This is a genomic window from Streptomyces sp. NPDC052496, assembly GCF_040679095.1.
Taxonomy (GTDB): Bacteria; Actinomycetota; Actinomycetes; order Streptomycetales; family Streptomycetaceae; genus Streptomyces.
Genome location: NZ_JBFAUH010000019.1, coordinates 1 through 13,849 on the forward strand (window position 1 = coordinate 1; position 13,849 = coordinate 13,849).

The following is a 13,849-nucleotide window of genomic DNA, read 5'->3' on the forward strand; positions in this document are numbered from 1 at the left end:
CACCCCCAGGAAGGACAGCGCGAGCACCACACCCACCGAGGCCCCCTGGCTGATTCCGAGGACACCCGGGTCGGCGATGGGGTTACGGGTGCCCGGCCCCACGGGGCGGCGCGGGCCGGGGCGGACGCGCCGCTCACGCGGCCGCCCCGGGGCTGGTCACACCTCGGACGTCACACCTTGGTGAGTTCCGGCTTCCCGGCCGGTTCGGGTGCGAGGTGCTTCTGGAGCTGTTCGCCTTCGACGTCCACGTCGGGCAGGACCCGCTGGAGCCACGTGGGCAGCCACCACGCGGCGCGGCCGAGAAGGGCGAGGACGGCGGGGACGAGGGCCATGCGGACCACGAACGCGTCGAAGAAGACGGCGACGGCGAGGCCGAAGCCGATCATCTTGATCATGGATTCGGAGGAGCCGATGAAGCCCGCGAAGACCGAGATCATGATGACCGCGGCGGCGGTGACCACCCGCGCGCCGTGCCGGAAGCCGGTGACGACCGCCTGTCCGGGGCGCTCCCCGTGGACGAACGCCTCACGCATCCGCGTGACGAGGAAGACCTCGTAGTCCATGGCGAGGCCGAAGACCACGCCCACCATGAAGATCGGCATCATGCTCATGACCGGGCCGGTCTGCTCGACGCCGAACAGGTCCGCCAGCCAGCCCCACTGGAAGACCGCGACCACCGCGCCGAGCGCCGCGACGACCGAGAGCAGGAAGCCGAGGGCGGCCTTCAGGGGTACCAGGACGGACCGGAAGACCACCATGAGCAGCAGGAAGGCCAGGCCGACCACCAGCGCCAGGTAGGGCAGCAGCGCGTCGTTGAGCTTTTCGGAGACGTCGATGTTCATCGCGGTGGTGCCGGTGACCAGTGCCCGCGCGTCGGCGTCCCGCGCCGCGTCGCCCGCCGTGCCGCGGATCTCGTGGACCAGGTCCTCGGTCTCGGTGCTGCTCGGCTTGGACTTCGGTACGACGCTGAGCATCGCGGTGTCGCCGGCCTGGTTGAAGGTCGGCGGGGTGACGGCGGCGACGCCGTCCAGCTTGGCGACGGTGGTGGCGACCTGGGATGCCGCGGCCTTCGGGTCCTTGCTGCCCTGGCCGTCCACGACCAGCATCAGCGGCCCGTTGAAGCCCGGCCCGAAGCCGTCGGAGAGCAGGTCGTACGCCTTGCGCTGGGTGGTGCTGGTGGGCTGTGCGCCGTCGTCCGGCAGGCCCATCTCCAGCGAGGCGGCGGGTACGGCGATGACGCCCAGGCCGACGACGCCGGCCAGCAGCACGGTGACCGGCCGCCGCAGTACGAAGCGCGCCCAGCGGGTGCCCATGTTGGGCTTGCCGCCCTCGGCCTCGCTCGGGGCGGCGGTGCCCTTGCGGGCCTTGCGGCTCAGTACCCGCTTGCCCGCGAAGCCCAGCAGCGCGGGGATGAGGGTCAGGGCGACGAGGACGGCGATGACGACCGTGCCGGCCGCCGCGATGCCCATCTTGGTGAGCATCGGGATGTTGACCACCGACAGGCCCACGAGGGCGATGACGACGGTGAGTCCGGCGAAGACCACGGCGGACCCGGCGGTGCCGGTCGCGCGCCCGGCGGCCTCCTCGCGGTCGCGGCCTTCGGCCAGTTCGGAGCGGTAGCGGGAGACGATGAACAGCGCGTAGTCGATGCCGACGGCGAGGCCGATCATCATGGCGAGCGTGGACGTCGTACTGGACAGGTCCAGGACGCTGCCGAGCGCGGTGATGGACGAGACGCCGATGCCCACGCCGATCAGCGCGGTCAGCAGCGGCAGGCCGGCGGCTATCAGGGCGCCGAAGGTGATGACGAGGACGACGGCGGAGATGACGATGCCGATGACCTCGGTGGCGCCGGTCTCCGGCATCGCCTGGAGCGCGTTGCCGCCGATCTCGACGGTCAGCCCGGCGTCCCGGCCGTGCTGGGCCGCCTCCTTGAGCGCGTCGCGCGCGTCGTCCTTCAGCTCGAAGCCGGAGACCTTGTAGGTGACCTGCGCGTAGGCGGTCTCGCCGTCCCGGGCCACGCCCTTGGCCAGGTACGGGTCGGAGACCGAGGCGACCTGCGGCGAGGAGGACTTCAGCTCCCCGACGACCTTCTCGACGGCTTGCTTCTGCGCGGGCGCGGTCACCTGCTGCCCGTCGGGTGCCTTGAAGACCACGCGCGCGGTGGCGCCGTCCGCCTTGGTGCCGGGGAAGCGCTCGCCCAGCAGGTCGAAGGTCTGCTGCGACTCCGTGCCCGGTACGGAGAAGGAGTCGGCGGCGGGCGAGGAGGCCGTGGCGGCGCCGACTCCGGCGACGGCCAGCAGCACCACCCATATGAGGGCGACGAAGCGGCGTCGCCGGAAGGCGAACCGTCCGAGTGTGTAGAGGAATGTAGCCACGAGAAGGGGCGCTCCCGTCGGGAAGTGGGACGTGCAGGGGCGTACGGAGCCGGCCCGACGACGAGAGCGGCGCGTCGGGTGCTGCCGTTGGGGGGAGTGATGGGGAGTGGGGGACGGCGGGTCCGGCCGGGGGGGCGGCCGGGACCGGTCAGACGCCGAGGGCGGGGAGGACCACGGCGTCGACGTAATCGGTGAGGAAGGCGCGGTTCGGGGGCCGGTCCTCGATGAGCTGCTGGGCGACGAAGGCGCCGATCATCATGTGCGGGACGTAGCCGAGCGCGGGGCGGTCGGCGGGGATCTCGCCGCGTTCGACGGCGCGGGCGAGCATCGCGTCCAGCCCGTTGATCTCGGGGCCGATGAGCAGGTCGCGCAGCGCCCGGTGCAGGTCGGGGTTGTCGTGCGCGGCCCGTGCCAGGCCGCGGATCAGCGCGGAGTCCTGCTCCATGCGGCAGTCGTCGTCGCGGGCGACCATCGCGTGCAGGTCGCCGCGGAGGCTGCCGGTGTCGATGTCCGCGATCCGGACGGGCTTGTGGTGGTCCAGCGCCTTGGCGACCAGTTCCGGCTTGCCCTGCCACTGGCGGTAGAGGGTGGCCTTGCTGGCGCGGGTGCGGGCGGCGACGGCGTCCATGGTCAGGGCGTCGTAACCGACCTCGCGGAGCAGGTCGAGCACGGCCGCGTACAGCTCCGCCTCGCGTTCGGGGGTCAGCCGGCTGCGGCCCATCGCGGCGCACCTCCTCGGGGGTTCTCCAGGTGAACGAAACGGTTTCGTACAGCTCGGTACGGCTCGACCGTACCTCCGGCCCCAGCGAAACGGAAACGTTTCGATGGTGGCGTGTGTCACGGGAACACGCGCCATGGCCGAGTTGCCACGCTCCGCCCGCGCCGAAAGCATGGGGGCGTGAGTGACGGCGCGTATCTCCGGTTCCCGCATCTCCACGGCGAGATGCTGTGTTTCGCCGCCGAGGACGACCTCTGGGTGGCACCGCTGACGACCGAGGGCGGCGATGCGCCGCGGGCCTGGCGGCTGACGGTGGACCGCACCCGGATCAGCCACCCGCGGTTCTCCCCGGACGGCAGACACATCGCCTTCACCACCTGGCGCAGCCTCGACCCGGAGATCCACCTGGCCCCGGTGGAGGGCGGCCCGGCCCGCCGCCTCACCTATTGGGGGAGCACCGACGCCCGGGTCTGCGGCTGGACGCCGGACGGGCACATCCTGGCCGTCTCCTCGCACGGCCAGCCCTTCTCGTACTACTCCTGGGCCTACAGCGTCCCCACCGACGGCAGCCCCGGCGGCCGGCTGCCCTGGGGGCCGGTCTCCGACATCGCGGTCGCCGACTTCGACGCGGACGGGCACCGGCTGGCGGGCGACGGTCATCCGTACGGGCACGTCGGCGACGGCGGCACGCGGGACGGCGGGGGCGGCCACGACGACACGGTGGACCGCAAGACGCTGCTGCTGACCGGCAAGCCGCCGCACGAACCCGCCTCCTGGAAGCGGTACCGCGGCGGCGCGATGGGCCGGATGTGGCTGCACGGCACCCGGCTCGTGCCGGACCTGCACGGCCATCTGGACGCGGTGATGTTCGTCGGCGACCGGATCGCGTTCCTCTCCGACCACGAGGGGATCGCCAACGTCTATTCGTGCAAGCCGGACAGCACGGACCTGCGGCGGCACACCGACCACGCGGACTTCTACGCCCGGCACGCCGCCACCGACGGGCAGCGCATCGTCTACCAGTGCGGCGGCGACCTGTGGCTGGTGGACGACCTCAGCCCCAGCGGCACGCCGCGCCGCCTCCAGGTACGGCTCGGCGGCCCGCGCGCCGGACGCCGTACGTACCAGGTCCCGGCCGGCTCGCACATCACCTCCCTGGCCGTGGACACCACCGGGCGGGCCAGCGCCGTCGGCGTCCGCGGCAGCCTGTACTGGCTCACCCACCGCGACGGCCCGGCCCGCACCATCCACGACGAGCCGGGCGTCCGCGTCCGGCTGCCCGAGATGCTCGGCTCCACCGGCCGGATCGCCTACATCACCTCCGCCGAGGGCGACGACGCCATCGAGATCGCCGACCTGCCCAAGGCCGGCATCCCGCGCGAGCCGCGCCGCCTGGCGGCCGGGCGGCTCGGCCGCGTCCACGAACTGGTCTCGGCGCCGGACGGCGAACGGCTGGCGGTGGCCGCGCACGACGGGCGGCTGCTGCTCGTCGACGTCTCGGCCGACGGGGACGGCGAGGGCCGGGTCACCGAGCTGATCAGGTCGGCGAACGGCCCCGTACGCGATCTGGCCTTCTCCCCCGACTCCGGCTGGCTGACCTGGTCGCACCCCGGCATCGGCCGGGCGCTGCGCAGCATCAAGATGGCCCGGCTGACCGGCGGTGACGGCGCCGGGGACGGCGAGCAGCCCGCCGCCAGCACCGTCGTGGACGTCACCAACGGCCGCTTCGAGGACGAGCAGCCGGTCTTCACCCGCGACGGCCGCTACCTCGCGTTCCTGTCCTGGCGCGGTTTCGACCCGGTCTACGACGTGCACACCGGCGACCTGTCCTTCCCGCTCGGCTGCCGCCCCTACCTCGTACCGCTGTCCTCCGCGACGCCCTCCCCCTTCCAGCTCTCCGCCGACGGCCGGCCCGCGGCGGGCGGCCTGGACCCGGCGGAGGCCCCGGTGACGGCCGAGGGCACCGCGCTGGTGGAGGTGGAGGGCCTGGCCAGCCGGGTGACGCCGTTCCCGGTCTCGGCGTCGAAGTACTCGGCACTGCGCCCGGTCGCGGGCGGCGGGCTGGTCTGGCTGCGCTGGCCGATCTCCGGCGCGCTCGGCGAGACCTTCGCCAACCCCGACAACACCTCGGGCCAGCCCACGCTGGAACACTTCGACCTGGTCAAGGCCAAGCGCACCGAACTGACCGGCGCCATCGACTCGTACGCGCTCAGCGGCGACGGCACCCGGCTGGTCGTCAACGACGAGGGCGACCTGCGGGCGGTGCCCGCGACCGAGCCGCCGGACGCCGACTCGACCGTCCACCTGGACCCGCGGCGCATCCTGCACGACGTGGACCCGCCCGCCGAGTGGCGCCAGGCGTACGACGAGGCGGGCCGGATCATCCGCGCCTACTTCTGGGATCCGGGGCTGAGCAATGTCGACTGGGACGGGGTGCTGGAGCAGTACCGGCCGCTGGTCGAACGGGTCGCCTCCCCCGACGAGTTCGCCGACCTGCTGCGCGAGGTGCTGGGCGAGCTGGGCACCTCGCACGCGTACGTGACGGCCGGCAAGCGCAACGAGGGCCCGCCGCACTACCAGCGCGCGATCGGCCTGCTCGGCGCCAACTTCGTCTTCCGCGACGGTTACTGGGTGGTGAGCCGTATCCTGCCCGGCGACTCCTCCGACTCCCGGGCCCGCTCCCCGTTGGCCGGTACGGGCATCCGCGAGGGCGCGGCGCTCACCCACGTGGACGGCCGCCGGGTCGACCCGGTGGCCGGCCCGTACCCGCTGCTGGCCGCGGCCGGCGGCACCACCGTCGAGCTGACCTTCGCGCCGGAGGGCGGCGGGCCGTCCCGCCGGGTCGCGGTGGTCCCGCTGATCGACGAGCGGCCGCTGCGCTACCAGGACTGGGTGGCCAAGCGCCGCGAGGTCGTACGGGAGCTGAGCGACGGCAGGTGCGGCTATCTGCACATCCCCGACATGGGCGGTTCCGGCTGGGCGCAGTTCAACCGCGACCTGCGCATGGAGGTCTCGCGGCCCGCGCTGATCGTGGACGTACGGGGCAACGCCGGCGGCAACATCTCCGAGCTGGTCGTGGAGAAGCTGACCCGCACCATCGTCGGCTGGGACCTGACCCGCGACGCCCAGCCGGTCAGCTACGCGAGCAACGCGCCGCGCGGCCCGGTCGTCGCCGTGGCCGACGAGATGACCTCCTCCGACGGCGACATGATCACCGCCGCGTTCAAACTGCAGGGCATCGGCCCGGTCGTGGGGCTGCGCACCTGGGGCGGCGTGGTCGGGATGACCGGGCGGCACCGGCTGGGCGACGGTACGTACATCACGGTGCCGATGAACGCCGCCTGGTTCGACGCGTACGGCTGGGGCGTGGAGAACCACGGCGTGGAGCCGGACATCGAGGCGCCGCGCTCCCCGCTGGACTGGGCGGAGGGCCGCCACCCGCAGCTCGGTGTCGCCGTCCGTACCGCGCTGGACCTGCTGGAACGCCACCCCGCCGCGACGCCGCCGGATCTGTCCGACGTACCGGACCGGCGGCGCCCCGAACTGCCGCCGCGCAGCGGCTGACGGCCGCCCCGGGGACCGGCCGGAGACAGGAGCGAGACCGCACACCGACAGGAGCACCCGCATGGGAACCCACATACGCAGAGCGTCACTGGCCGTCACCGCAGCGTTGACGGCCGGGCTCGCCACGGCCACCACGCCCGCCCACGCCCACGCCGCCGAACCACCCGCCCCCTCCCCCGCGCGCGCCGGCGGGACGTACCTGCTCTTCACCAAGAACCAGCACGACCCGGCCGCGTCGCGCCTGCGCCTCGTGCAGTCCGGTACGGGCAAGGTGCTGGCCGCGTACCGCGCCGGGTCCGGCCAGGGCGGTACGGCGGGCCTCGACGAGTGCGCGAAGAACAAGGGCTGGCTGCCGGACGGCACGTACCAGGTGCTCGCGCACACCACGCGCAAGAAGGGCGGGCGCGACGGCATCAACGGCTACGCGATCCGGATCGCGGACAAGGTGTGCCGCGACGGCCGGACCCAGCGCACCGCCCTGTTCCTGCACAGCGAGATGCGGCCGGACGGCACCCAGGCCGCGGCCCTGCCGGGCCGCGACAACCCGTACCGCTGGGACGGCGAGGCCGATTACCGCTCGCTGGGCTGCGTGAAGCTGGCTCCGGCGGACATCAAGCAGCTGTTCGCGGAGGCGCGGCAGTACGGGTGGCCGGCGTCGCTGAAGGTCGTCAAGTAAGCCTGTGGTGCCACGGGTCGAGGGGTGCATCCGGAAGCCGGATGCACCCCTCGTGCGCGCGCAGTGTGCGATACGCGCGCGGCCGGAAAGCCTGCGCGTCAGCCCTTGAAGGTGTCCCGGGCGTCCTGCTCGGCGTCCGCGACCTGCTGACGGCTCTGTTCCTCCCGGTCCCGGGCCTGTTCGCGGGCCTGCTGCGCGCGCCCGCTCGCCTCGTCCCTGCCCTGCTGCCCGCGCGCCTGCGCCTTGTCCTGGAGCCGTCGCGCCTTGTCCTCGAACTGGTCCTTGATGCCCATGCTGGTCACTCCTGGTGGGGTGGTCGGGGGGGGTGGGCCCCGACCAGCCTCGCACGCAGCGACATACCACGCATTTCGATCATTCGGGGTACCCGGAGAGCTGCCCGGGGCCCTTCCCCGGCGCCCGTTCAGCGGTTCGTGCGCACCTTCTCGTCCGCCTCCCCGCCCGCGCCGACCAGCCCCACCCGCAGCCCTTCCAGCCGCGCCCCGAAGCGGCGCATCTCGCGCTGCCCCACCGACCCGATGACGGACGGCAGGTACCCGCGGACCGACTGCATCCCGCGCAGCCACCACTGCGCGTACACATGCGCGGAGCGGCGCTCGATGCCCGCCACGATCCGGTCCACGGCCGGGCTCAGCGGGTACGTCTTGTTCGACGGCCAGGGCAGCCGCTGCCGCAGCTCACGCATCACGTCGTCCTGGTCGGCCCCGCGCACCATATCCGTGTCGGTCCAGCTCAGGTAGCCCACGCCGACCCGTACGCCCTTGTAGCCGACCTCGGCCCGCAGGCTGTGCGCGAACGCCTCGACGCCGGACTTGGAGGCGCAGTACGCGGTCATCATCGGCGCCGGGGTGATCGCGGCGAGCGAGGCTATCTGGAGGAAGTAGCCGCGCGACTCCATCAGGACCGGCAGGAAGGCGCGGCCCGTCACGGCGCCCCCGATGAGGTTGACCTCGATGACCCGCCGCCAGGACACCGGGTCGGACTCCACGAACGGGCCGCCGGTGGCCACCCCGGCGTTGGCGACGACGATGTCCACCTTGCCGAAGCGCGCCTTGACCTCGCGCGCCACCTCGGCCATCGCCTCGTGGTCGGTGACGTCGGCGTGCCAGTGCGCCGCCTCGCCGTGCAACGAGGCCGCGACGCGCGCCAGTTCCTCCGGCTCCAGGCCGACCAGGGCGAGCGTGGCGCCGCGCGCGGACAGCTTGCGGGCGAGGAGTTCCCCGACCCCGCGGGCCGCGCCGGTGACGACGGCGACCTGTCCGTCCAGGCTCCTGCGTGCGCTCATGCGGTCTTCTCCTTGGTGGCGGTGGCGGTGGTCTCCGGCGCGGTCTCGGCGGTCTCTGGCGCGGTCTCGGCGGCCCCGGCAGCCGCGCCGCTGCCGCCCAGGTGATCGCGTACCAGCTCCCGGATGCGCCCGATGACCGCGTCCGGGTCCTCGATGGGCGTCATGTGCCCGGCTCCGGGCAGTTCGGTCAGCCCGAGGAACTGGGGCAGTACGGAGGCCAGCCGCCGCGAGAGCACGACCGGGGTGAGCCGGTCGGCGGTGCCCGCGATGACGGCGGTCGGCACCTCCATGCGCGCCGCGCCGCCGGTCAGTTCCAGCCCCGCGAGGACCCGGCCCCACTTCGACCGCACCCCCACCTGGCAGGCGTGCACGATGCGGGCGCACGCCTCCACCTGCTCGGGGGTGGCGGCCGGCCCCATCGTGGCGTACTTCAGGAGCCGCTTGGCGAGCGCGGTGACCGGGCCGAGCGGCGCCCGCGACCCGAGGACGACCTGGTGCGCGATCCGCCGTCCGCCCGGTGAGCGCAGCGGGATCACCAGGGACTCCGCCGTCAGGTTCGCGCTGCCGGTGCTGCACAGCAGGACGGCGGCGGCCCGCGCGCGGAACTCCGGGCGTTCGGCGGACGCCATCATGGTCATGCCGCCCATGGAGTGCCCGGCCAGTACGGCGCGCTCGCCCGGCTCCAGCGCGGTTTCGAGGACGGCCGTCAGGTCGTCGGCGAGGGCGGTGGTGCTGTAGCCGCGCGGGCCGACCGCGGGGGTGCGGCCGTGTCCCCGCTGGTCGTAGAGCACCACCTTGTGGTCGGCGGCCAGGTCCCGTACGACCGGGGCCCAGAAGGCCGTCGAGCAGGTCCAGCCGTGCGAGAGGACGACGGCGGGCAGGCCGGGGGCGTCCGGCCCGTGGATCTCCACGTGCAGCCGGGAGCCGTCGGCCGAGGTCGCGGTCAGTTCCCGGCGCGGTGCGGGCGGCGCGTAGCGTCCGTGGGTCATCGGTCCGCGTGCCATCACGCCACCGCCTTCGCGAACGCTGCGGACCGTGCGCCCGTACGGGACGCGGGGGCACGCAGCACCTCGTACTCGGCGAGGTCCACCTCCCGCGTCAGCCGGCGGAACTCGGCGGTCGTGCCGGGCCAGGCGGTCGTGTTGCGGCCGTTGGCGTCCAGGTACCAGCTGTCGCAGCCGCCGGTGGTCCACACGGTGCGTTCCATCCGCTTCTGGATGCCGCGGGTCCAGGCGTGCACGGCGGACGGCCGGGCGTTCAGTGCGATCTTCCCGCCCAGGACGTCCAGCTGCCGCATGAAGTCGACCAGGTAGTTCAGCTGGGACTCGATCATCAGGATCATCGAGCTGTTCCCGAGGCCCGTGTTGGGCCCGATGATGGTGAGGAAGTTGGGGAAGCCGGCCGCGGTGGTGCCGCGCAGCGCCTCCATCCCGTCCTTCCACTCCTCGGCCAGCGTGGTGCCGTTGGCGCCGGTGACGCGGTGTGCGATCGGCATGTCCGTCACGTGGAAGCCCGTACCGAAGACGATGGCGTCCGCCTCCGCCTCCGTACCGTCCGAGGCGACCAGCACGTTCCCCCGGACCTCCTTCAGTCCGCTCGCCACCACGTCCACATTCGGCTGCGTGAGCGCCGGGTAGTACGTGTTCGACAGCAGGATCCGCTTGCACCCGATGCGGTAGTCCGGGGTGAGCTTGGCCCGCAGCGCCGGGTCCTTCACGGCCCGCTTCATGTGGCCCTTGGCCAGGCCCTCGATCAGGCCCAGTTCGTTCGGGCGCTTGGTGAAGGCGCTGACCTGCAATTCCCTGATGCCCCAGAGCAGTCCGCGGCGCGCCGCCCGGGTCGCCGGGACCTTGGCGTGCAGCCAGCGCTCCAGGCCGCTGATCCTGCGGTCGGCGCGGGGCAGCACCCAGGCCGGGGTGCGCTGGAAGAGGGTGAGGCGGTCGACCGTGGGCTGGACGGCCGGCACGATCTGGATGGCCGAGGCGCCCGTACCGATCATCGCTACGCGCTTGCCGCGCAGGTCGTAGTCATGGTCCCAGCGCGCCGAGTGGAAGACCTTGCCCGGGAACGAGTCCAGCCCCGGCACGTCCGGCACCTTCGGGTCCGACAGCGGCCCGGTCGCCGACACGACCACGTCCGCCGTCAGCGCCCCGCTCGCCGTCTCCACCTCCCAGTGCAGTTCCTCCGCGTTCCACCGCAGGCTGCGCACCTCCGAGTCGAAGCGGAGGTGCGGCCGCAGGCCGAAGGTGTCGGTGACCCGCTCCAGGTACGCGCGGATGTGCGGCTGCCCGGAGAAGTTGCGCGGCCACTCGGGGTTGGGCGCGAAGGAGAACGAGTACAGGTGCGAGGGCACGTCGCACGCGCACCCCGGGTAACTGTTGTCGCGCCAGGTGCCGCCCACCGAGCCGGCCCGCTCCAGGACCACGAAGTCGGTGATGCCCTGGCGTCGCAGCCGTACGGCCGCCCCCAGACCACCGAACCCCGATCCGATCACCGCCACCCGTACGTGCTCGTGTTCGCGCTCGGCCATGCCGCCGCCTCCCGAGTTCTCGACCGTCGAACCTTCGGACCCTCACTCAATCGCGCCAGCAATCACTGGCACGATTGAGGGTAGGACACGTACGTACCGAGCGGTAGGGGGTACGCGGCGGGAAGTTACCGCTGGTTGCACCTCGGCCGGGCCCCGGTGCGGCGACATAGGGTGAACCCGTGGCAGAGAAGACGCACGGCGATCCCGGACCTCCCGCCGACCCCGGCACCCCCGCCCCCGGTCCCCGCGAATACCGCATGGCCGACCTCGCCGAGGCAGCCGGCATCACCGTCCGCACCCTCCGCTTCTACCGCGAGCGCAAACTCATCCCGCCACCGCGCCGCGAAGGCCGTATCGCCTGGTACAGCGAGCACCACCTCGCCCGCCTGCGCACCATCGCCGGCCTGCTCGACCGCGGCCACACCCTCGGCGGCATCGCCGAACTGCTCTCCGCCTTCGACAACGGCCGCGACGTCGGCGAACTCCTCGGCCTGGAGGACTCCCTCGTGGCCCCCTGGTCCGAGGAGACCCCGGTACGCCTGACCCCCGAAGAACTCGCCGACCACTTCAAGGACGACGTCACCCCGGAGAACCTCGCCGCGTCCCTCGACATCGGCTACCTGGCGGTCGACGGCGACGAGTTCGTCCACATCAGCCGCCGCCTGCTCGACGCCTCCACCGAACTCGTCGCCAACGGCGTCCCGCTCTCCGCCGTCCTCCAGGCGGGCCGCGAGGTCCGTACGCACGCCGACGCCCTCGCCGGCCTGTTCGTCTCGGTCATCCGCACCCACGTGCTGGCCGACGTCCTCGACCGCGCCGCGGCCGGCGAACCCCTCGACCCCACCGAGGCCGCCCGCATCACCCGGACCATCGAAAAACTCCGCCCCATCTCCAAGGGCATCGTCGACGCGGAACTCTCCATGGCGATGGACCGCCGGGTCCGCGCGGAACTGGAGACGTGGCACCGGGAGCGGGGCGGGGAGCCCGGCGGCGGACACGAGTGAGCCCCCGCCGGGCGAGCGATCGCCCGGCGGGGGCTCCGTCACTTAGGGGGCCGACGGCGAGCCGCCCCCGAAGTGATCCGGTGTCCGGCCTTACTTGCCGAACGGACCGGGGTTGTTCTTCTCGGAGTCGATGCACTGCCGGATGCGCTTCTCGATCGACCGCGCCTTCGCGCGCTCCTTCTTGGCCGCCGCGTGCTTGCCGGCGCGGTCCAGCTTGGCCGCCTTGTACTTGTGCTCCTTGGCCTGCGCGTCCATCTGGTCGATGTGGCAGGTGACCTGGCCCTTGGCCGACACGGCGGCCTGCGCCGGAACGGCCGAGAACAGGACGCCGCCGGCGATGGCGGCGGACACGGCAAGGGTGGTGAAACGACGCATGGAACTCCCCGTTCGCAGGGCGGACCCATAACGGCCCGCCCGTTACTACTGATTGCAGTCGATCACTGTATAGGAAGCACCCGGCCGCCCCCGGCGCCACCGAATTCCCCCCTTGTCCCCAAAAACCCGCCCCACCCACCGGGCTGATCCTCATCCAGCCACACCCGCTCACCATCCGGCGTGACCGTCATCCCGAACCGGTCATAACCGGGCCGGCCATTCCCGGCCCACCACCGGTACGCGGCCTCCACCTCGTCCCAGAGCCGCCGCGCCCCGTACTGCCACACCCGGGCCGCCTCCCCGTCCCGGAACTGCACACACGCCCAGGACCGGTCACGCAGCCCGTAGAACCACACCGGCCGGGCCCCGTCCCGCTTCTCGGCCTCCACCTGCAAACAGTCCCGCACCCGCAACCCCACGGCAAACCGCTGCACCCCGAACCTCCCGCCCCCCAGAAACTCCGCCTCCGTGACCTCCGTGGAGCTCTCCCACCCCTCGGCCACACTCCCCCGTACGTACTCACGGTGCACCACCCCCGGCAACCGCTGCGCCCGCAGTTTCATGAACTCCACCGGCCCGGTGAACCGCCCCGAAGCGCTGCGCCCGTCGGCCGCCACCACCAGGCGCACCACGCCGTCACCGTTGCCGAAGTGCGTCCCCCAGGGCGCGACGATGATCCCGCCCGGCCGGCACTGCTCGACCCACGCCCACGGAAAGCGCCGCAGCCCGCAGGTCCCGACGACCCGGTCGTACGGAGCCCCTTCCGCCCACCCCCGGAACCCGTCACCGTGCACCACGCGCACCCGGCTCCCGAACGCCTCCAGCACCCCACGAGCCCGCTCGGCCACCCCCTCGTCCACCTCCACCGAGACCACCCGTCCGCCCCCGGCCCGATGCGCCAGGAGCGCGGCATTCCACCCCGTGGCCGTACCGACCTCCAGCACCCGGTCGCCGGCCCGTACGTCCAGATCCCGGAGCATCCGGAACACCACCGACGGCATGGAGGCGGAACTGGTGGCCACCTCCCCCGGCTCCGTCCCGACGTGCGCCCCGTCATCCCACTGCGTCACCACCGGACAGTCGGACTCGGCATACCCCAGCCACCGCTCCGGCTCCTCCGACCGGGACACGGCCACACTGCGCCCGGCCGCCATGTCCCACGGCCACATGAGCTCCGGCAGAAATTCCGACCGGGGCACGGCCTCGAAGGCGTCCGCCCAGCCGTCGGACATCGCTCCAGCGGCCCGGAGGGCGAGCGCCAGTTCACTCCGCCCGGGGCGCCCCTCACCTGCGTACGCCAT

Annotated in this window: 11 protein-coding genes and 1 pseudogene; 3 read left to right on the plus strand and 9 right to left on the minus strand. The window is 72.8% G+C overall.

Going from position 1 to position 13,849, the window contains the following annotated elements:
• The 3 genes and pseudogenes from AB0L45_RS24405 to AB0L45_RS24415 form a co-directional block, all read right to left on the minus strand.
• A pseudogene (locus AB0L45_RS24405) lies at positions 1 to 93 on the minus strand (iron chelate uptake ABC transporter family permease subunit); the annotation flags it as partial.
• 77 nt (positions 94 to 170) lie between these two features.
• On the minus strand, positions 171 to 2,378 hold the full coding sequence (locus AB0L45_RS24410) for an MMPL family transporter (protein WP_365843293.1): 2,208 nt from the start codon (positions 2,376 to 2,378) through the stop codon (positions 171 to 173).
• A gap of 148 nt (positions 2,379 to 2,526) precedes the next feature.
• Complete coding sequence (locus tag AB0L45_RS24415) at positions 2,527 to 3,099, minus strand: TetR/AcrR family transcriptional regulator (protein WP_365843295.1); 573 nt, start codon at positions 3,097 to 3,099, stop codon at positions 2,527 to 2,529.
• A 222-nt stretch (positions 3,100 to 3,321) separates the two neighbouring features.
• On the opposite strand from AB0L45_RS24415, the gene AB0L45_RS24420 reads away from it, so the two are divergent.
• Positions 3,322 to 6,660 (plus strand): S41 family peptidase, encoded by a 3,339-nt coding sequence (locus tag AB0L45_RS24420; RefSeq protein WP_365843598.1) that lies wholly within the window; start codon positions 3,322 to 3,324, stop codon positions 6,658 to 6,660.
• A 61-nt stretch (positions 6,661 to 6,721) separates the two neighbouring features.
• A complete protein-coding gene (locus tag AB0L45_RS24425) occupies positions 6,722 to 7,336 on the plus strand; it encodes a hypothetical protein (RefSeq protein WP_365843297.1) in 615 nt (204 codons plus the stop codon).
• Positions 7,337 to 7,434: 98 nt separating this feature from the next.
• Here AB0L45_RS24425 and AB0L45_RS24430 read toward each other — a convergent pair whose 3' ends face one another.
• The 4 genes from AB0L45_RS24430 to AB0L45_RS24445 all read right to left on the minus strand — a co-directional run bounded on the left by AB0L45_RS24430 (position 7,435) and on the right by AB0L45_RS24445 (position 11,169).
• The gene (locus AB0L45_RS24430; protein ID WP_365843299.1) at positions 7,435 to 7,629 is read right to left on the minus strand and encodes a hypothetical protein; all 195 of its coding nucleotides are present in this window, start codon (positions 7,627 to 7,629) and stop codon (positions 7,435 to 7,437) included.
• A 128-nt stretch (positions 7,630 to 7,757) separates the two neighbouring features.
• Positions 7,758 to 8,639 (minus strand): SDR family oxidoreductase, encoded by an 882-nt coding sequence (locus AB0L45_RS24435; RefSeq protein WP_365843301.1) that lies wholly within the window; start codon positions 8,637 to 8,639, stop codon positions 7,758 to 7,760.
• The gene (locus AB0L45_RS24440; RefSeq protein ID WP_365843303.1) at positions 8,636 to 9,643 is read right to left on the minus strand and encodes an alpha/beta hydrolase; all 1,008 of its coding nucleotides are present in this window, start codon (positions 9,641 to 9,643) and stop codon (positions 8,636 to 8,638) included. The genes AB0L45_RS24435 and AB0L45_RS24440 overlap by 4 nt, the downstream gene beginning before the upstream one ends.
• The gene (locus AB0L45_RS24445) at positions 9,643 to 11,169 is read right to left on the minus strand and encodes an NAD(P)/FAD-dependent oxidoreductase (protein ID WP_365843305.1); all 1,527 of its coding nucleotides are present in this window, start codon (positions 11,167 to 11,169) and stop codon (positions 9,643 to 9,645) included. Before AB0L45_RS24445 ends, AB0L45_RS24440 begins: the two co-directional genes overlap by 1 nt.
• A 257-nt stretch (positions 11,170 to 11,426) precedes the next feature.
• On the opposite strand from AB0L45_RS24445, the gene AB0L45_RS24450 reads away from it, so the two are divergent.
• Positions 11,427 to 12,173, plus strand: a complete 747-nt coding sequence (locus AB0L45_RS24450; protein WP_365843600.1) for a MerR family transcriptional regulator — start codon at positions 11,427 to 11,429, stop codon at positions 12,171 to 12,173.
• Positions 12,174 to 12,263: 90 nt separating this feature from the next.
• On the opposite strand, the gene AB0L45_RS24455 is transcribed toward AB0L45_RS24450, so the two are convergent.
• Complete coding sequence (locus tag AB0L45_RS24455; protein WP_365843307.1) at positions 12,264 to 12,548, minus strand: hypothetical protein; 285 nt, start codon at positions 12,546 to 12,548, stop codon at positions 12,264 to 12,266.
• A gap of 62 nt (positions 12,549 to 12,610) precedes the next feature.
• Complete coding sequence (locus tag AB0L45_RS24460; RefSeq protein WP_365843309.1) at positions 12,611 to 13,849, minus strand: methyltransferase domain-containing protein; 1,239 nt, start codon at positions 13,847 to 13,849, stop codon at positions 12,611 to 12,613.